We start from the raw sequence: 18,479 nt of genomic DNA on the forward strand, positions 1-18,479 counted from the left end.
CAACACTATCCCGGTGGCGGGCGGCGCCCCGCTCGTCTCATCAGTCACCCAACTAATATATCTGTGAATTATTTTTCGGCGCTCGCTCGCCGCCTGCCGGCGCGGGCGTTCACGGCGGCGAATCGCCACGCCCCAGGGGTTACCGCCGCCACCGAGAGAGTCTGTACAAAGGACTCCTACCGACTTACCGGCGACGATCCGAGAACAGGACGCAACATGAGCACGCTGCAGACGCTCGACCGTGGGTTGCGCGCGCTCGACATCGTCGCCCAGTCGCCCTCCGGCATCTCGGTCGCCGATCTGTCCCGGGAACTCGACGTCCACCGGGCCATCTGCTACCGGATCGTCGCCACCCTCGAAGAGCATTCCCTCGTCGCGCGCACCGCCGACGGCCGGATCCGGCTCGGTGTCGCGGCTGCGGTACTCGCCTCACGATTCGAACCACAGTTCGCGAGCGACGTCCAGCCCCTCCTGCACGCACTCGCCGACGAGACACGCGCCACGGCGTTCGTCTCCGCAGCTCAGGGCCAGAACTGCGTCGTGATCATGGTCGCCGAACCGGAGGACACCCTGCTGCGCGTCGGCTACCGCGTCGGCAGCAGCCATCCACTGGACCGGGGCGCGGCCGGAATCGCGATCCTCGCCCTGCGCCCGGAGGCGCCGGGCGAGACCGACGAGGTCCGCCGGGCCCGGGCCGACGGCTACAGCCTCACCCGCGGACAGCTCGAACACGGTGCCGTCGGCATCGCCGCGGGCATTGCACTGCCGCAGGGCGCGGGCTCCAGCACCGGCCTCGAGCGCAGCGTCGGGGTCGTCGCGATCGACGGCCTCGACACCGACCGAGCCGCGGACGCGGTACTACGCACCGCCCGCGAGATCGAACACCTCATCAGCGTCTGACGCTCCCACTCGGGCCCGCCGCGGCCTGATCGTCACACCTTCGCCAGGCCCTGCCCTGCGCCCACCCTGCACCCTCCCTGCGGCCGGCCGACGCCGGCAGAACAACGCAAAGCCGCAGAACGGACCGCCTGCGTTGTTCTCCGGACCGCACTTGACCCCGAATGTGACCGCACTTACTCTGTGCGAAGTTCGCTCACCGATACAGAGTGTGCGTTATTAGTAACTTCGCAGTTCAGAGCGAGTTCAAGACCAACGGAGATTCAAAGTCATGAGCGCGTGCCCAATCGATCACAAGGCCCTACAGAGCGCGGGCTGCCCGGTTTCCCCGAATGCCGCCGCCTTCGATCCCTTCACCGGTCCGTACCAGGTGGACCCCGCGGCGTCACTGCGCTGGTCGCGCGACGAAGAGCCGGTGTTCTACAGCCCCGAGATCGGCTACTGGGTCGTCACCCGATACGAGGACGTCAAGGCCGTCTTCCGCGACAACATCCTGTTCTCGCCGTCGATCGCGCTCGAGAAGATCACCCCCGTCTCCGACGAGGCGACGGCGACGCTCGCCAAGTACGACTACGCGATGGCGCGCACCCTGGTGAACGAGGACGAGCCCGCGCACATGCCGCGCCGACGCGTGTTGATGGACCCGTTCACCCCCAGGGAACTGGTCCACCACGAGCCGATGGTCCGTCGCCTCACCCGCGAGTACGTCGACCGCTTCATCGAGACCGGTGAGGCCGACCTCGTCGACGAAATGCTGTGGGAGGTCCCGCTCACCGTCGCGCTGCACTTCCTCGGCGTGCCCGAGGAGGACATGGACGAGCTGCGCAGCTACTCGATCGCGCACACCGTGAACACGTGGGGGCGCCCGGCGGTCGAGGAGCAGGTCGCGGTCGCCGAGGCCGTCGGCAAGTTCTGGCAGTACGCCGGCCAGGTGCTCGACAAGATGCGCAAGGATCCGTCCGGCCACGGCTGGATGCCGTTCGGCATCCGGGTCCAGCAGGAGCAGCCCGACGTCGTCACCGACTCGTACCTGCACTCGATGATGATGGCGGGAATCGTTGCGGCACACGAAACCACAGCAAACGCGTCGGCCAACGCCTTCCGCCTGCTGCTCGAGAACCGCGGCGTGTGGGAGGAGATCTGCGCCGATCCGAGCCTGATCCCGGGCGCCGTCGAGGAGTGCCTGCGACACTCCGGCTCGGTCGCCGCGTGGCGCCGCCTCGTCACCGCCGACACCACGATCGGCGGCATCGACATCCCCGAGGGATCGAAGCTGCTGATCGTCACCTCGTCCGCGAACCACGACGAACGTCACTTCGAGGACGCCGACGACTTCGACATCCGCCGCGAGAACTCCAGCGATCACCTGACGTTCGGCTACGGCAGCCACCAGTGCATGGGCAAGAACCTGGCCCGCATGGAGATGCAGATCTTCCTCGAGGAGTTCACCAAGCGACTCCCGCACATGGAACTGGTCCCCGACCAGAAGTTCACCTACCTGCCCAATACGTCGTTCCGCGGTCCGGATCACGTTCTGGTGCAGTGGGATCCGTCCGAGAACCCCGAGCGTGCCGATCCGTCGATCCTGGACAACCGTCAGCCGGTGAAGATCGGTGAGCCGTCGAAGACCAACATCTCGCGCACCGTCTCGGTCGACGCCGTCACCCCCGCCGCCGACGGCGTCGTGCGTGTGACGCTGTCCGATCCGTCGGGCAGGCCGCTGCCCAAGTGGACCCCGGGCTCACACGTCGACCTCGAACTCGGTGAACTGTCGCGGCAGTACTCGCTGTGCAGTGACCCGAACGACCTGTCGCACTATGAGATCGCCGTGCTCGAGGAGCCCGAGAGCCGCGGAGGATCGCGCTACGTGCACCACACCCTGCAGGCCGGCGACGTCCTGAAGATGCGTGGCCCGCGCAACCACTTCAAGCTCGACGCGGACGCCGAGCGCTACGTCTTCGTCGCGGGCGGCATCGGCATCACCCCGGTCATCGCGATGGCCGACCACGCCAAGGCGGCCGGCAAGGACTACGAGATCCACTACTGCGGACGCGATGTCGCGACGATGGCACTGCTCGACCGGCTCACCGCCGATCACGGCGACAAGGTCGAGATCCACTCGAGCGCCGCCGGAACCCGCCTCGACATCCCGGCGCTGCTCGCGACGCCGGCCCCCGGCACCCAGATCTACTCGTGCGGACCGGAGCGTCTGCTCTCCGCCCTCGAGGAGGCCACCGTGCACTGGCCGGAGGAGTCCCTCCACGTCGAGCACTTCACGTCGAACCTGGCGACGCTCGATCCGGCCAACGAGCACGCGTTCGAGGTCGAATTGCGCGACTCGGGGCTCACCGTCCAGGTGGCGGCCGACCAGACGGTTCTCGACGCCCTGCGCGCGTCGAACATCGATATCCAGAGCGACTGCGAGGAGGGGCTGTGCGGATCGTGCGAAGCCCCCGTCCTCGACGGCGAGGTGGATCACCGCGACATGGTTCTCACCAAAACCGAACGGGCTCAGAACAAGTCGATGATGACCTGCTGCTCACGTGCGTGCGGCAAGAAGATCACCCTCGCGCTCTGACCCACCTCCCCTCCAGAATCTCCAGCACCCGAAAGGATCCGTCATGGGATCTCCGACCGTCACCGGGGTCGCCGTGCCGCCGGGCACGACCGACACCGCCCAGCCACCCAAGTCGAGCTTCAAGCGCGTCCTGACCGGCAGCATGGCCGGCGCCGTGCTCGAGTGGTACGACTTCGCGATCTACGGCATCCTCGCCGCGACCGTCCTCGGCCCGCTGTTCTTCCCGGGCGACAGCGGTGTCGCGAAGCTGCTGCTGGCGCTGGCCACGCAGGGTCTCGGCTTCGTCGCCCGCCCGTTGGGCGGCATCGTGTTCGGTCATCTCGGTGACAGGTTCGGCCGCAAGCCGATGCTGGTCGTCACGTTCATCATGCTGGGCACCGCGACCGCCGCGATCGGCCTGCTGCCGACGTACGACCAGATCGGCATCTGGGCGACCGTCATGCTGGTGGCGCTGCGCATGATCCAGGGCTTCGCGCTCGGCGGCGAGTTCGGCGCCGCGGTGCTGCTGGTCAGTGAGTACGGCGAGCCCAGGAAGCGCGGCTTCTGGGCGTCCTGGCCGCAGGCCGGGGCCCCGATGGGCACGGTCCTGGCGACGATCGTGATCACGGTCATCGGAGTGTTCCTGTCCGACGAGGCGTTCGACCAGTGGGGGTGGCGTGTTGCCTTCCTCTTCGCGATCCCGCTGCTGGTCATCGGTTTCTGGGTGCGCCGCGGAGTCGAGGAGTCCCCCGTCTTCAAGGCCGCGCAGGCGCAGGCCGAGAAGACCCCTGCCGCCCGGGAACGGTCGAGCATCCTCGAGGCCCTGTCGCATCCCCGCCCGGTCCTGATCGGCCTCGGCATGCGCCTGGGCGAGAACATCGCCTTCTACGTCTACACCGTGTTCGTCATCGCCTACGCCACCACGTATCACGGCTTTCCGCGTGGCGACGTCATCCTGGCCGTCACGTTCGCGTCGCTGTTCCAGTTCGTGGGCATGATCGGCGGCGGCGCCTGGTCCGACCGGGTGGGCCGCCGCGTCGCGATGCTCGTGCCTGCGGTGGTCCTCGTCGTGTGGGCCCCCGTGTTCTTCTGGCTTGTGCAGCAGCAGAGCCTGACGCTGTTGTGGGTCGGTGTCTGCGTCGGCGCCTTCTTCCACGGCATGCTCGCCGGCCCGGAGGCTGCCTGGATCACCGAGCTGTTCCCCACCCGCTACCGCTACGCCGGGTCGTCGCTGGTGTTCCAGGGTTCGTCGATCATCGCAGGGGCCCCGGCCCCGTTCATCGCGGTCTGGCTGATCGAGAACTTCGGCGTCGGCACGGTGATCGGGTATCTGGTGGTCACGATGGCGATCACGGTGACCGCACTCCTGTTCAGCAGGGAAACGAAGGGCGTCGACCTGGACGAGGTCGCCTGACCGCATTTCACCCCGGTCGAGCACCCGATACGGCAGCGCCGGCACCCACAGGGTGCCGGCGCTGCCGTCATCATCGCTCCAGAACTGTTGCCGGTCAGGGCTTCCCCGTGAACACCGGGTCTTCGAGGGACCGACGGGAGCGAACCCAGTGGGAGTCGAGGCCGTCCTCGATCTCCTCGGTCACGGACTCGTCGAACACGACGATGCGGTCCGCGATGCGCCACTGCCCGTCGCGCCGTTCGAAGCGGTCGACATAGCGGCACTTGACGGTGGCCCGCGCCTGCGTACCGCCCGGAACCTGGGGAACCTGCCGCAGGTAGCACAGGCAGTACGACTCGACGTTCGCCGTGTCGCCGTCCAGTTCGATCAGCACGTTGGTGACGTAGTGCAGGGACGAGTCGATGGTCGCGTGCCGGGCCTTCATGTCCTCGATCAGGCCGTCCACGGTGCCGATGTATCCGCCGTGGTTGTCGATCGCGTCGGGGAAGTAGCAGTCGGCGACGCGGTCGAAGTCCTTGCGGTCCACCGCCCGTGCGTAGCGGTACAGGACCTCGGTGATCTCCTGCTTGTCGATGAGCGACATGCGCAGCTCCTCTCGTACGAACGGGCCCTGCCGGTGTCGCCACCGGCAGGGCCCGACGGGACCGGACTAGTCGACGCGGAGCTCGATGCCCTTGGTCTCCTTGACGAAGAAGATCGCACCGAGGGTGAGCAGCGCACAGAACACGAAGTAGAACGCCGGCGCGAGGTTGTTGCCGGTGATGTCGATCAGCCACGTCGCGATGAACGGTGCCGTGCCACCGAGCGCCATGTTGGTGATGTTGTTGCCCAGGGCGAGGCCGCTGTAGCGGACCGATGCCTTGAGCATCTCGACGTACGTCACGTACGACGCACCGTTGACCACCGACACCGCGATGAACAGGACCGACTGGCCGACGACCGCCTGCCAGATGCTGCCGCCCGCCATCAGCATGAACATCGGGACGCCCAGGACGACGGCGGCGACGGTGCCGGTGAACAGCACGGGCTTGCGGCCGTAGCGGTCGGCCAGGTAGCCCGCGATCGGCAGCGTGATGACACCGAGGACCAGGGCCAGCGACGTGGACAGGAACGCGACGGTGGACGACTGGCCGCCGGCCTTCTGCAGGTACGTCGCGGCGTACACGGACGCGATGTAGTAGCCACCCGTGATGAGTGCACCGAGGAAGATGATCTTCACCAGTGCCGGACCGGAACTGGTGAGCAGTTCCTTGACCGGCACCTTCGCGGTCTCGCCCTTGTCCTCGAGTTCCTTGAACTGCGGGGTGTCCTCCATGTGGTTACGGATCCAGATGCCGATCACGCCGATGACGACGGACAGCAGGAACGGGATACGCCACGCCCACGACATGATCTGGTCGTGCGTGAACACGGAAGTCAGCGCCAGCGCGGTCAGCGACGCCACGAGCGATCCGAGGTAGGTGCCCGAGTTGACCATCGAGGTCTGGAACGCGCGCCACTTGGCCGGAGCGGACTCCGACACGAAGGCGTTGGCGCCGCCCAACTCGCCACCGGCCGCGAAGCCCTGCAGGCATCGGGCCAGCACCAGGATCGCCGTTGCCCACACGCCGAGCGTGACATACGTGGGCATCATGCCCATCGCCGCGGTCGCGACGACCATCAGCAGAATCGTCCAGGACAGGGCGTTCTTGCGGCCGTACTTGTCGCCGATGTGGCCGAAGAAGATGCCGCCGGGCACCCGCAGGAAGAACGCGACCGCGAACGTCGCGAACGTGCCGAGCAGGGCGGCGGTGTCGTTCTCCGAGACGAAGAACAGCGACGCGATGATGGTCGCCATGTAGCCGTAGATGCCGAAGTCGTAGTACTCGACGACGGTGCCGACGATGGCCGCGCGCACCACCTTGACGGTGGATTGCTTCGGCTCGGTCTGGGTCTGCACGGGATCCGGTCCTCGGGCGGGCCCGGGGTTACGAACCGCGGGCTCCACAATGTCGTTCGTTGTCATGGATGGTCCTTTGTAAGTGTCTGGTGCGCAACACGCTCGGTGTCAGATTCCTGCAGTTGTCAGTGCCGTCGATGTCGTCGACTCGCCGCGTGCGGTGCGCGCGGCGTTCATTCCGGCGATCCGGCCCATCGTGAGGGCGTTCGCCACGGCGTTGCCGCCGCCCACGTACCGGAGACCGAGGATGCCGGCTCCGGCCTCGCCGGCCGCGAAGAGTCCCGCGACCGGACGACCGGTCCGATCCAGTACCGATGCGTTGCTGTCGATCTCGACCCCCGCGTGCGTGCACACGAGTTCGGCGGGCAGCAACCGGGCGGCGTAGTACGGGCCCTGGTCGATCGGGTCCGGGTGGGCGGTCGATCCCTTGTTCGAGAGGGTGCGATGACGCAGGAAGTCGTCGTCGACACCGTTGGGGAGTTGATCATTCCACCGCGCGACGGCCGCCTCGAAAGCATCGGCGGGCACGCCCATCACGGCGGCAAGGTCCCCGAGCGTGTCCGCTCGGAGAGTGCGTCCGGCGTCGGCCTCGTCGAGAATCCGCTCCGGAGCCCAATCAGTATATCCCACAGGAAGATTCACGCGAGCATTCTCATCGAACACGACCCAGGCGCCGTCCGGCTGTGCGTCGATGATGCCGGTGGACACCGCGTACGACGCGTCCTCGTCCATGAACCGGCGGCCGTCGCCGTTGACGTAGATCCGTGACTTGGGCGGGAAGCCGGACTGCCAGTGGTGGTGGCGCTGGAAGTAGGCCGTCGGGAGCATCAGGCCCCAGCCCTCACCGGTGACGGCGGCGTCGACCTGCTTCCCGAAGGCCAGATGATCGCCCTGACTACCCTCCGCGGCCACGACGAACAGCGAGTCGCCGCCCCGGTTCGCGAACGGATAGAGCTTGTCGACCAGGTCCTTGTTCTGTGCGAACCCGCCGCTGGCGATCACCACCGACGACGCGCGGACCTCGATGTCGTCGGCGACGACACCGGCGACCCGGCCGTCCTCGACGAGCAGCGACCGCACGCGGGTGTTCAGGACGACCTCGACGCCCTGGTCGCGACGGGCCCTGTCGAGCACCTGAACCAGCCCGTAGCCCTGGTCCTTGGGCACGTGACCACGCCAGACGTCCTCGACGCCCGCCTGAGCCAGACCCGGCATGTGCGCGTTGGCCGACTCCCGGGCGGGGATCTCGACACCCAGTTCGATGAGCCACTCCAGGGTGGGACCGGCGTTCTCGCAGAACGCCCGGACCAGACCCGGCTTGAGCATCCAGTGGTTGAGATCCATGTAGTGCTGGAAGAACTTCTCGGCGGTGTCCTCGATGCCGAGGCCGCGCTGGACACTGGTGCCGGCGGCGGTGAACAGGCCCGCCGACAGCTGCGTCGAGCCGCCCAGTTCGGTCTGCGACTCGAACAGCAGCACCGATGCGCCCTGCTCGGCCGCGGACACCGCGGCCGCGAGTCCCGCTCCGCCGCCGCCGATCACGACGACGTCCCAGTTGTCTTCACTCATGAGAGGACTCCTTCCGTTTCGGCGAGGATGCGGTGGTACAGCCCGTTGGACACCAGGCCGCCGTCGACCGTGACCTCGCTGCCGTTCATGTACGTCGATCGGTCGGACAGCAGGAACAGCACCGCGTTCGTGATCTCGTCGACGGTGCCCATGCGTCCGGCCGGAATGCTCTCCAGCGAGGCCTTGACGAAGGCGTCGGCTCCCCCGACGAGGGCTGTGCCCACCAGTCCGGGGTGCACGGAGTTCACCCGGATGCCCCACTGCGCGAACTGTCCGGCCGCCGACTTCGACAGCCCCGTCAGCCCCCACTTGCTCGATGCGTATGCCGGCGAGAAGTAGCCGACCTGGCCGGAGATCGACGAGATGTTCACGATCGATCCGCCGCCGCTCTCCCGCATCAGCGGTGCGGCGGCCTTCATCCCGTAGAACGGGCCGAACAGGTTGATCCGCATGGTCAACTCCCAGATGTCGTCCGGGGTGTCCATGAACTCGCGCCGACGGCTGATACCGGCGTTGTTGACCAGGCCACCGAGTTCTCCTTTGACGGAACGGATCTCGCCGATCACGCGAGTCCATGCGGCGGAGTCGGCGACGTCGAGTTCGTGCGCCGACGCACTGCCTCCGGCGGCCTCGATCTCGGCCGTGACCGCGGAGGTGTCCGCGACGTCGGCGACGCACACGTGCACACCGCGCGCGGCGAGCGCCTTCGCATGATTGGCGCCCATGCCGCCGGCGGCGCCGGTGACGAGGACGACTCCGGGGTACGAAACGGCATCAGACATGGCGCGACCCACCGTCGACGGCGATGGAGTGGCCGGTGACGTAGCGGGCGCTGTCCGACAGCAGGAACAGCATCGGACCGAAGACCTCTTCGGGCGAACCCAGCCGGTGCAGCGGCACGGAGTCCAGGGCGTTCGCCAGGGCGACGGGATCCTCCTGGACCCAGCGGGTCATCTCGGTGTCGATGTAGCCGGGGGCGATCGCGTTGACGCGAATACCCTTGTCGCCCAGCTCGACCGCGAGCGACTGGGTCAGGTGCGCGACAGCCGCCTTGGACGTGCAGTAGGCGGCGCGGCCACGGCGGTTGCGCACAGCGGAGACCGACGACATGTTGACGATCGCGCCGCCGGGAACCATGTGCCGTGCCGCAGCCTGAGAGCCGAACAGCACCCCCTCGACGTTGACGTCGAGCACGGCGGAGATCTGTTCGGGCGAGATGTCCTGCACGAGCCCGAACGGGAAGATGCCGGCGTTGTTGATCCAGAAGTCGATGCGGCCGAACTCCTTCAGCGCGGTCTGCGCGAGGGCCTCGTGCTCGTCGGCCTTGGTGACGTCGACGCGGGCACCGACGACACGGCCCGGAACGTCGGCGATCGAGTTCGCCGCGAGGGCGTCGTTGATCTCCTGCGCGCTGGCCGCCATCTGCTCTTCGTTGATGTCGGCGCCGACGACGTTGACGCCGCGGGTGGCGAGACCGGCAGCGAAGGCCGCGCCCATCCCGCGGGCGGCGCCGGTGACGACGGCGACCTTGCCGGCCATCTCCGGGTATCGCGCGGTCATCTGAGACGCGTTGGTGCGGCCGGGGTTCTGGGTGTCAGCGTTGTCAGCCATGATCGGGTGTTCCTCCAAAAGCAATGTTCTACAAAAGGTTCGAGGCACTCGCATGCCGAGGCCTCGCAGGGGGTCGACGGTCAGGCCGGTCGGGCCTGGTCGTCTCGCCGGACGGTGCGGCGCGCGATGCGCCACTGGCCGTCCTCTCGCACCACACGGTCCGTGACAGTGGTGAATCGCACGAGGCGGGACTCACCGCCGATCCGCGTCGCGACGATCTGCAGGTAGGCGCGGACGTCGAGCTCACCGTCTCCGCCGGGTTCGACGTCGATGTTGGTCAGGACGTGCCGGTGCGCCTCGCCTGCAGCGGCCGCGTTCGCGACGAACCCGTGCGCGAACTCGGTGAGCGCGACCGTTCCGACGACCGGGGCCGGGTAGCTGGGCGAGTGGAACTCCCCCTGCGCTGTGAATGTGGCCGCCCACCGAGCCGCGTGCCCCTCGTCGATGAGGTGACTCTGGCGACCGTAGAGCTGGTGGATCTCCACGAACACGGCCGCGGCGATGTCGGCAGCGCCAGTGATACCGGTCCCGGTCATTGAAACGAACTCCTCGGTCATTCGCCGGTACATCCCGATCGGGATTGCACCGTCACACGATGTGTGCGATAATCGAACGGCTAGTGCGATTAAGGTGAAGCGTAGGTGGCTCGCCTCACATGCGTCAAGGGAGGGATCCATGACATCGGCTCGTTCCGATGAGCACACGACCGAAAATGCAAGGAGAACGGGAGCCGTCCCGCTCGACGCGCGAATGTCGAAAACGCTGTACAACGGCCTCGAGATCCTCGAATTGCTGACGCAGCACAAGTACGGGTTGACGATCACCGAGATCGCCGACGGCATCGGGGTGCACCGGACCGTCGCGGACCGCCTCGTCCGCACCCTGGAGGCCCACCGGGTCTGCCGACGCACCGACAACAAGCGCATCCTGCTCGGCGCGGGACTCGTCACGCTCGCCGGCTCGGTGGAACAGGATCTGCGCGAGCTCGCACGTCCGGTGCTCGAGGAACTCGCGGACGTGACCTCCGCGACCGCCCACCTCGCCGTCCGGGAAGGTGTGGACGCCGTCCGCGCACTGATGGTCATCGAACCCCGCAACTCCCGCGCCCACGTCGGCTTCCATCCGGGTCAGATCGACCCCATCAACCGCGGATCGGCGGGTCTGGCGATGCTCGCGGTGCTCCCGCCGCGGGACGGCGAACGCCCCGAGGTCACCCGCGCTCGTGAGCGCGGGTTCGCGGTCACCTCGGGCGAGGTGACCCATTCCGTCACCGGCATCTCGGCGGCCCTTCCGAACCGTCGCCCCGCCGACCTCGTGAGCATCGGCGTCTCGGTGTTCGACTCGTCCGACGAACAGAAGCTGGGCGAGGCCGTCATGGGCGCCGCCCAGAGGCTGGGATCCTTGCTGCTGCGCTGACCCGGTGCGGTGCGGGTCAGCGAGAATCCCTGACACGCACCGCGACACCGGCGGCGAGACACACCGCAGCGGCGGTACCCAGCACCAGCGGACTCATCGCCCAACCACCCACGTGTGTGGCGACGAACGCGACCGCAGGCGGGCCCACGATCGAGCCCAAGTTCGACATCTGCACCACCAGCCCATTGACCGGACCGATCTCGCTCGGTCCGGTCGCGGCCGCGGGCACCGCCGCGAACACCGCGGCCGGAAGGTGACCACCGAGCAGGGCGAAAGACACCGCGGCCGCGTAGGACAACGCGAACGGCGCCCAGCCCGCGTAGACCACGACGGCGGCCAGGCCCATCGATGACGCCGCGACCGCGATGAGCGTTCCGGGCCGCGCGCCCCGGTGCAGCAACAGCCCGGCGCTGACGTTGCCGACGATGTTGCCGAGCACCACCAGCGCTGTCAGCACCGCGGCCGACGTGTCCGCCCATCCGCCGGCGGCGTACATCGTGGGCAGGAAGCCGATAACCGCGAGATACTGCAACGAGTAGGTCCCGAACGCGATCGCAAGGAGCATCGCGGCCGAGTTGCGCCAGACCGGTGCGGATTTCGTGACCGCGGGCGCCCCCGATGCCGCAGCCGGGGTTGGCACGACCGCGAGAACCAGTGCCGCGCAGGCGAGCAGCGCCGCGGCGTTCACCGCCCACAGCCCGCGCCACCCGATCGCGCCGATCGCCGCCGGCCCGGCGAGGATCGCGACGAACTGGCCGAGCGGCATGTAGATCCCCCACACACCGAGAGCCAGGCGTCGGTGCCCCTCCCCTGTGGCGGAGGTGATGAGCGCCGGAGCCGACACCGCCACGCCCATGAAGCCGAGCCCCTCGAGGATCCGGGAGAACAGCAGGACGGGTGTCGCGGGACAGACTGCGCCCAGGGCGGCGCCGGCCGCCAGGACGACCAGCGCGAGCGCGAGCATCCGCCGTCGTCCCCACCGGTCGACGTATCGTCCTGCGGCACTGCCCATCAGGGCGCCGACGAACGTGTAGGACGAGAGCAGCACCGCCGACGTTGTCAGGCTCATCCCGAGGTCGTCCCGCACCACCGGCAGCGCGACGATGACCTTGCCGACCTGACTCGCGGCCAGCACGCCCGCGCTCAACGCAACCGCGACGACGCCCCACGAAGACGCGGTCGGGGCCGCCGGCGTGCGCCGTGCGGCCCCGATCGTGGAGGACTTCTCAGGCACCGATGGTGGCACCCGTGTTCTCGTCCGCTGGGACGGTGAGCGACGGATCCGCGGCAGCCGCGACGGCTTCCTCGAACTCACGCTGCCCGACCTGCGATCCGAGCACGAGCGCGAGGCGCGCCAGGAAGCCCTCGCGGTCCGATTCTGCGACCTGGTCGAGTGCGTCGGACAGGCCCATCCACACGTTCTCGCGGCGCAGTTCGGCCGGATCGATCTGCGGTCCGCTGTCCACGGCGGCGGACGCGCCGGCCGGGGCATCGCCCTGGCCGAGGTGCCGCGCGACGTCGTCGATGCGGTCGACACCGTCGATGCGGCACAGCAGCACGCCGTCGGGGCGGATGACGAAGATCTCGCCGTCACGGGCGCCGAGCGCCGCGGCAACCTGCCCGTCCGCGTCCGGCAGGACCGCGACGGAGGACGCGGATGCGTCGGCGCCGACGAGAATGGCACGCACCGACTCCGGCGCGAGCGCACTTGCGAGCGTGGCGGCGGCGGCCGCGAGGGCGGCGGCGTCGACGTTGACGCCGAGCACCGCGAACCCGGTGCCGCGCAGCACGTTCAGCGACGTCTCGACACCGTCGGCGGTGGTCACCCGGCGATCCTCGACCGGGTCGCCCGCAGCGACACCCGAGGCGTCGGCCGGGGTCGGCCACGTGAGCGGCGAGATCCGCGCGTTGGTGGCGCTGGACTGACGCGGGTTGATGAGGTGGCTGAACTCGGGGCGGGTCACCGACAGGGCGAGGATCGCGTCACGCGTCGTGAGGTAGCCGTGGCTGCCGGGCGACATGATCAGCGTGCTCTTGCCGGCGTTCGCGACGTTCTGCCGCCATGCGTCGTGGCGTTCCACCGAATACGCCTGCAGCAGTGCGGCGTCTGCGTTCCCGTGGATCACCGCCGCCAACTGCCAGGCGAGGGTCTCGGCGTCCTCCATGCCCGAGTTGAGGCCGCGGACACCGAAGATCGGCACGAGGTGCGCCGCGTCGCCGGCGAACAGGATCCGGCCGTGGGTGAAGTTCTCGAGCGCGAGCGCGCGGGCGCTGTAGAAGCCGTGCCACTCGAGCGTCCACGGCAGGTCGTTCTGGAGCCACTCGAGGTGCTTGGTGATGCGATCGCGGATGCGATCTTCCTGCGTCTCGATCTCGGCGTCCTCGGACGGATCCAGCTGGTAGTCGATGCGCCAGATGTTCTTCGGCTGCTTGTGCATGATGATCGTCGAGCCGGGGTTGCTCGGCGGATCGAACCAGACCATGCGCTCGGCAGGCAGTTCCGACTCCCAGTGGATGTCGGCGATGACGTAGCGGCCGTCGTAGTTGTTGCCCTGCAGGCGCAGTCCGGCGAGCTCGCGCATGCGGCTGCGGCCACCGTCGGCGGCCACGACCCAGCGGGCGCGCAGGTGGCGCGTGCCTGCCGCGCAGTCGACCTCGAGAGTGACCTCGTCGCCGGCGCGCAGCACACCCGCGATGCTCGCGGACCAGTGCAGCGTGATGAGCGGGTTGGCCTCGATCGTGTCGACCATGATCTGCTCGAACTCCGACTGGGAGACGTTGATCATGGGCGGGCGGACGTCGTGATCGGCGTTGCGCATCTGGAAATGCAGCACCTGCTCGTCCCGGTAGAAGCTGCGGCCACCGACCCACGGCAGCACGATCTTCTCGAGCTCCGCACCGAAGCCGAGGCGCGCGGCGGCCTCGAGGCTGTGCCGGGAGATGCAGATCGCGCGGCTGCCGAACGAAACCTGGTCGGCCGCTTCGAGGATCGTGACCGGGATGCCCCGCTGCGCGAGACCCAGGGCGACGGCCATGCCGACGGGGCCGGCGCCGACCACCACGACAGGGAGGGCCTCGTCGGTGGGAGTCATCGACGCGAAGTCCGATGCCGGGTACTTGCTGGGCTGGTAGTAGGTCGACATGCTCAGACCGCTTCCTGCTCGATCGGACGGGAGGGCTGGGCGCCGGGGACCTTCAGCACGAGGATGCTGGCGAGACTGATCAGGGCGATCAGCACGAAGTAGCCGGTGATCGCGAGCGAGGTGCCGAAGCCGGCGAACAGCGCTGTGGCGACGATCGGCGCCAGGCCACCACCGAGGATGGCTCCGACCTGGTAGCCGAGCGAAGCCCCGGAGTACCGGATCGCAGGCGGGAACAGTTCCGCGAACAGCGCGGACTGCGGGCCGGCGCAGCAGCCGAGGATGAAGCCGAGACCGATCATCGCGGCGGCCATGACCGGCAGGACGGCGGTGTCCATCAGCGGGAAGAACACGGCGGCGGCGATCACCAGCGCGATCGAGCTGCGGACGTAGACGGTGCGGCGGCCGAGCGTATCGGACTTCCACGCGCTGAAGGCCATGCCCGCCATCCAGAACGGGCAGGACCCGATCAGCAGGAACAGCATCGTGGTCTTGCTGAAGCCGAGTTCGGTCTCGCCGTACTTGAGCACGTAGACCATGTAGGCGTAGGCGATTCCGTTGGTCGCGATGAACGTGCCACCGGCAAGCAGGACCGTCTTCCAGTGCTTGGTGAGGACCTCCATGATCGGCAGCTTGGACGACTGCTCCTGATCCTTGGACTTCTGGAACTCGTTGCTCTCCTCGAGCCCGAGGCGGATCCACATCGCGACCAGGACGAGGACGGCGCTCAGCAGGAACGGGATGCGCCAGCCCCACGCCTTGAACGTCTCGTCGCTCATGAACGCGGTCAGCGGCAGGTAGACGAGGTTCGCGAGGAGGACACCCGCGGGCACGCCGATCTGGGGTGCGGCGCCGTAGAGACCCTTGCGGCCCTCGGGGGCGTTCTCGGTGGCGACGAGCACAGCGCCGCCCCACTCGCCGCCCACGCCGAGGCCCTGGATGAAGCGCAGCGTCACCAGCAGGATCGGGGCGAGGACGCCGATCGCGTCGTAGTTGGGAAGCACACCGATGCCGACGGTCGCGAAGCCCATGAGCAGCAGCGAGATGACGAGCATCGACTTGCGGCCGACACGGTCACCGAAGTGCCCCATGACGACGCCACCGATGGGACGCGCGATGAATCCGACGGCCAGGGTCGCGAACGACGCCAAGGTGCCTGCGAGGTCCGACGAGTTCGGGAAGAACTGGTGTCCGAGTACCAGCGCGGCGGCGGTGCCGTAGATGAAGAAGTCGTACCACTCGATCGCGGTGCCGACGAAGCTGCCCAACGCGGCCTTGCGGGCCTTGTCGTGCAACTCCCGCGGCGGAGCCGCGGCCATGGTTGCAGTCATGGTTCGGTGCCTTTCAACTCTTGATGCGCACACCGGACGAGCCCAAACTGCACGCGTGCCGATAACCGGCCTGCAGGACATCTTGACCTGGATCACATCGCGTGAAAAGCGCAAGAAGTCGGGATGGAAATGCAGAAATCCTGTGGTTCAGAACGGAACGGACTCGCCGTCCGCCGCGAACTGGACGAATGCGCGCGCCGCCCGGCTGAGGAGCGCGTCCTGCGACCACACCAGCAGGATGTCCACGGGGTCGATCGGCGGGTTGACCTCGGGCCGGACCGCCAACTCGAGACCCTCGTAGGTGACGTCGAACTGGGGACGCTGGATCAGCAGGGTCCAACCCAGACCGCGGCCGACGAGTGCGCGCGCGGTTTCGAAGTTCTTGGGCCGGTATCGGATTCGCGGGGTGAAGCCGGCTTGGCTGCACATCTGCAGCGCGTGGAACGAGCTGGGCGGCGCGTCGAGCAGCACCATCGGCTCCTCGGCGAGCTCGGCGAGCTCGAGCACCGGCCGGTCGGCAAGCCGATGCCCCGGAGGGAGCAGGATCGCGGGCCGGCGGGTGTCCATCCGGACGCGGCGCAACTCCGGCGACAGATCGAGGTCGTAGACGATCGCGAGGTCCAGCTCCCCCGACGTCAGCCGGCGGGTCAGGCGGTCCTGGTTGTCCTCGACGAAGTCGACGCCCACCCTCGGGTGCTGCTCGCTGAACTCGTAGAGCAGCCGCGGCAGCAGCGTCGGCCCCAGCGAGGAGTAGCACCCGATCGCCAGCGGTCCGGTCAGCTCACCTTCCGCCCCCGCCGCGGCGGCCTCGAGGTCACCGGCCTGCTCCAGCAGGGCCCGCGCCCGCAGCAGGACCCGCTCGCCGGTCGGGGTCAGCTGGACGCCGTGCGCGCGTCGGCGAACACACAGTTGGGCGCGCAGCCCGCGTTCGAGTTCGGTGACGGCGAGCGAGACGGCCGACTGGGACACGTGCAGCCGTTCGGCTGCCTCCCGGATCGTGCCGGTCTCCGCCACCGCGACGAACACGAACAACTGCCTCATCGTGTAGGCCGGGGGCCGCGCCGCGCTGGTCATCGTCACCTCCCGGCCACCGATTCTCGCACCCCGCCGGAACGGCCGGCGCGGCGGCAACTCGGGATGCTCGGGCGTTCAGCCCCGCTCCGGCTCGACCTCCACGAGTTCGCCCGGCAGCCACGACCCGTCGAACCAGGGTTGCAGGGGTCCATAGAGCCGGAGCATCGGGAACCAGCTCTTGTTCGGGAGCGTGCGGATCCAGTTCGCCTCCCGGCCGGGGGGCGGTGTCGGCCCGAACCACAGGACGGTCGAACCATCGGCTTCGGGCTCGACGGTCCCGCTCAGGCTCGTCAGGCTCGGATAGGGGTTGTCGGTCTGGATCAGTGATCTCGTCTGGGTGTCGTACAGGTCCACCGACCAGAAGTTCTTCGCGGGCGGGTTCGGCGGCAGGGTGAGGCGGTAGAACTTGCCGCCGTCGAGGATCCGCCCCTGTGAGTCCTCGGCCGTGTAGGCGTACGCGGACCCGGCGCCGATCTGCGCGTGCGCCATCGCCGGGGTGATCACGGTGGCGAAGTAGTGGAACTGGGTCCGCGCGTCCAGTAGCCGGGCGTGGTTGTGCAGGAACTCGTAGCTGCCACCGACGAACGCCTGCTTCCACGAGGAGCCCGCGCTCACGAAGCTGTCCGGGTCGCGGGGGAAGTAGACGAGCGCCCGGCTGATACCGGCGGCGGTCCGGGCCGCGGTGTCCAGGATTCCGCGCAGCCGGTCGTCCGGGGCGAAGCGACCGCCGTGCCTGATACCGATCGCCGCGAGCTGGCCCGCTCGTTCGGGATCGAGCGACTCCGCGGGCTCCTCCTGGACCAGTTCGTCGATCTCCTCGAAGAAGGAGAAGTCGTTCGCGTGCACCGTGTTGAACTTCTTGTCGGCGACGTTGACGAAGTTCATGGCGGGCGGGTTCGCGGCGTCGGCGAGCCGGTAGACGCGGGTCTGCTTGATCGCCTCGACCCCGCCCAGCGCCCGGAAGACGGCCCAGTTGGTGAAGGTGGGCGTGCGGTGGACGAAGTAGCCGTCCGGCTCGTCGCCCTCGTAGTCGGGCGGAAGGAAGAGATACTTGCCGCCCTTACCCTTGTCCGGCCCGGCGATGCCCATGTCGGCGACGTAGCGGAACCAGAAATCGTCGACCACACAGAGTGATTCGATGGGCGGCTCGACGACCACCGGTCCGTCGCGCAGATCGAGGAACATCGTGGCGTAGGTGGTCTCGGTGTTCGGCGTCAGGAAGTAGCTGCCCGAGTTGGCCCGCGGGTCGGTGTAGGCGAGCGTGCTCAGGCCGTCGATGCCCACGCTGCGAAAACCGCGCCGCATCGCGACGAGCGAGGCGCCCGGCACGGCGTTCAGGAAGACTTCGACGCCGCGCAGGAAGTCGAGCCCGTCGTACAGCCTGCTCGTGGTCTCGGGCAGTGGGACCCCGTCGAAGAATTCGAACGTCCCGATCGGCGTCCGGACCCGGTCGGGCACGCCGATCCCGGCGAGGGCCTGCGCGAGGGCGTCACCTGCGTCGTTCACATGATCTCCCTGTGGTGCGGATGCG

General features: G+C 68.2%; 15 protein-coding genes. 4 read left to right on the forward strand and 11 right to left on the reverse strand.

The window, feature by feature from the left end; all coding sequences use genetic code 11:
• Positions 1-216: 216 nt before the first annotated feature.
• From ACWDUM_RS08260 to ACWDUM_RS08270, 3 genes are all read left to right on the forward strand, one after another.
• Positions 217-900, forward strand: a complete 684-nt coding sequence (locus tag ACWDUM_RS08260) for an IclR family transcriptional regulator (RefSeq protein ID WP_450133585.1) — start codon at positions 217-219, stop codon at positions 898-900.
• A 268-nt stretch (positions 901-1,168) separates the two neighbouring features.
• Entirely contained in the window at positions 1,169-3,475 is a 2,307-nt protein-coding gene (locus tag ACWDUM_RS08265; protein ID WP_450133586.1) for a cytochrome P450, read from the forward strand.
• 43 nt (positions 3,476-3,518) lie between these two features.
• Positions 3,519-4,868, forward strand: a complete 1,350-nt coding sequence (locus ACWDUM_RS08270; RefSeq protein ID WP_450133587.1) for an MFS transporter — start codon at positions 3,519-3,521, stop codon at positions 4,866-4,868.
• Between the two features lie 94 nt (positions 4,869-4,962).
• Here the strand turns inward: ACWDUM_RS08270 and ACWDUM_RS08275 are convergent, their stop codons facing one another.
• From ACWDUM_RS08275 to ACWDUM_RS08300, 6 genes are all read right to left on the reverse strand, one after another.
• Positions 4,963-5,451, reverse strand: coding sequence for a nuclear transport factor 2 family protein (locus tag ACWDUM_RS08275; RefSeq protein ID WP_450133588.1), 489 nt, complete (start codon positions 5,449-5,451; stop codon positions 4,963-4,965).
• 66 nt (positions 5,452-5,517) lie between these two features.
• The gene (locus ACWDUM_RS08280) at positions 5,518-6,807 is read right to left on the reverse strand and encodes an MFS transporter (protein ID WP_450133589.1); all 1,290 of its coding nucleotides are present in this window, start codon (positions 6,805-6,807) and stop codon (positions 5,518-5,520) included.
• Between the two features lie 108 nt (positions 6,808-6,915).
• Positions 6,916-8,376, reverse strand: a complete 1,461-nt coding sequence (locus ACWDUM_RS08285; RefSeq protein WP_450133590.1) for an FAD-dependent oxidoreductase — start codon at positions 8,374-8,376, stop codon at positions 6,916-6,918.
• A complete protein-coding gene (locus ACWDUM_RS08290) occupies positions 8,373-9,158 on the reverse strand; it encodes an SDR family NAD(P)-dependent oxidoreductase (RefSeq protein WP_450133591.1) in 786 nt (261 codons plus the stop codon). Before ACWDUM_RS08290 ends, ACWDUM_RS08285 begins: the two co-directional genes overlap by 4 nt.
• Positions 9,151-9,987, reverse strand: coding sequence for an SDR family NAD(P)-dependent oxidoreductase (locus ACWDUM_RS08295; RefSeq protein ID WP_450133592.1), 837 nt, complete (start codon positions 9,985-9,987; stop codon positions 9,151-9,153). The genes ACWDUM_RS08290 and ACWDUM_RS08295 overlap by 8 nt, the downstream gene beginning before the upstream one ends.
• A gap of 80 nt (positions 9,988-10,067) precedes the next feature.
• Positions 10,068-10,523: a nuclear transport factor 2 family protein gene (locus tag ACWDUM_RS08300; protein WP_450133593.1), complete on the reverse strand. Its 456-nt coding sequence runs from the start codon at positions 10,521-10,523 to the stop codon at positions 10,068-10,070.
• Between the two features lie 214 nt (positions 10,524-10,737).
• On the opposite strand from ACWDUM_RS08300, the gene ACWDUM_RS08305 reads away from it, so the two are divergent.
• Positions 10,738-11,403: an IclR family transcriptional regulator gene (locus tag ACWDUM_RS08305; protein ID WP_450113066.1), complete on the forward strand. Its 666-nt coding sequence runs from the start codon at positions 10,738-10,740 to the stop codon at positions 11,401-11,403.
• Positions 11,404-11,419: 16 nt separating this feature from the next.
• Here the strand turns inward: ACWDUM_RS08305 and ACWDUM_RS08310 are convergent, their stop codons facing one another.
• The 5 genes from ACWDUM_RS08310 to ACWDUM_RS08330 form a co-directional block, all read right to left on the reverse strand.
• Positions 11,420-12,637, reverse strand: a complete 1,218-nt coding sequence (locus ACWDUM_RS08310) for an MFS transporter (protein ID WP_450133594.1) — start codon at positions 12,635-12,637, stop codon at positions 11,420-11,422.
• A complete protein-coding gene (locus ACWDUM_RS08315; protein WP_450133595.1) occupies positions 12,630-14,546 on the reverse strand; it encodes an FAD-dependent monooxygenase in 1,917 nt (638 codons plus the stop codon). The genes ACWDUM_RS08310 and ACWDUM_RS08315 overlap by 8 nt, the downstream gene beginning before the upstream one ends.
• 2 nt (positions 14,547-14,548) lie before the next feature.
• Positions 14,549-15,874 (reverse strand): MFS transporter, encoded by a 1,326-nt coding sequence (locus tag ACWDUM_RS08320; protein ID WP_450133596.1) that lies wholly within the window; start codon positions 15,872-15,874, stop codon positions 14,549-14,551.
• 147 nt (positions 15,875-16,021) lie between these two features.
• On the reverse strand, positions 16,022-16,948 hold the full coding sequence (locus ACWDUM_RS08325) for a LysR substrate-binding domain-containing protein (RefSeq protein ID WP_450133597.1): 927 nt from the start codon (positions 16,946-16,948) through the stop codon (positions 16,022-16,024).
• A 75-nt stretch (positions 16,949-17,023) separates the two neighbouring features.
• Positions 17,024-18,454: a DUF1254 domain-containing protein gene (locus tag ACWDUM_RS08330; RefSeq protein WP_450133598.1), complete on the reverse strand. Its 1,431-nt coding sequence runs from the start codon at positions 18,452-18,454 to the stop codon at positions 17,024-17,026.
• Between the last annotated feature and the right edge of the window lie 25 nt (positions 18,455-18,479).

It is taken from the genome of Rhodococcus sp. NPDC003322, assembly GCF_053589555.1.

Excerpts from the sequence above, each read along its gene's own strand:
- ACWDUM_RS08260 (WP_450133585.1), top strand. The coding sequence starts at position 217 with ATGAGCACGCTGCAGACGCTCGACCGTGGGTTGCGCGCGCTCGACATC.
- ACWDUM_RS08265 (WP_450133586.1), top strand. The coding sequence starts at position 1,169 with ATGAGCGCGTGCCCAATCGATCACAAGGCCCTACAGAGCGCGGGCTGC.
- ACWDUM_RS08270 (WP_450133587.1), top strand. The coding sequence starts at position 3,519 with ATGGGATCTCCGACCGTCACCGGGGTCGCCGTGCCGCCGGGCACGACC.
- ACWDUM_RS08275 (WP_450133588.1), bottom strand. The coding sequence starts at position 5,451 with ATGTCGCTCATCGACAAGCAGGAGATCACCGAGGTCCTGTACCGCTAC.
- ACWDUM_RS08285 (WP_450133590.1), bottom strand. The coding sequence starts at position 8,376 with ATGAGTGAAGACAACTGGGACGTCGTCGTGATCGGCGGCGGCGGAGCG.
- ACWDUM_RS08290 (WP_450133591.1), bottom strand. The coding sequence starts at position 9,158 with ATGTCTGATGCCGTTTCGTACCCCGGAGTCGTCCTCGTCACCGGCGCC.
- ACWDUM_RS08295 (WP_450133592.1), bottom strand. The coding sequence starts at position 9,987 with ATGGCTGACAACGCTGACACCCAGAACCCCGGCCGCACCAACGCGTCT.
- ACWDUM_RS08300 (WP_450133593.1), bottom strand. The coding sequence starts at position 10,523 with ATGACCGGGACCGGTATCACTGGCGCTGCCGACATCGCCGCGGCCGTG.
- ACWDUM_RS08305 (WP_450113066.1), top strand. The coding sequence starts at position 10,738 with ATGTCGAAAACGCTGTACAACGGCCTCGAGATCCTCGAATTGCTGACG.
- ACWDUM_RS08315 (WP_450133595.1), bottom strand. The coding sequence starts at position 14,546 with ATGTCGACCTACTACCAGCCCAGCAAGTACCCGGCATCGGACTTCGCG.
- ACWDUM_RS08320 (WP_450133596.1), bottom strand. The coding sequence starts at position 15,874 with ATGACTGCAACCATGGCCGCGGCTCCGCCGCGGGAGTTGCACGACAAG.
- ACWDUM_RS08325 (WP_450133597.1), bottom strand. The coding sequence starts at position 16,948 with ATGACCAGCGCGGCGCGGCCCCCGGCCTACACGATGAGGCAGTTGTTC.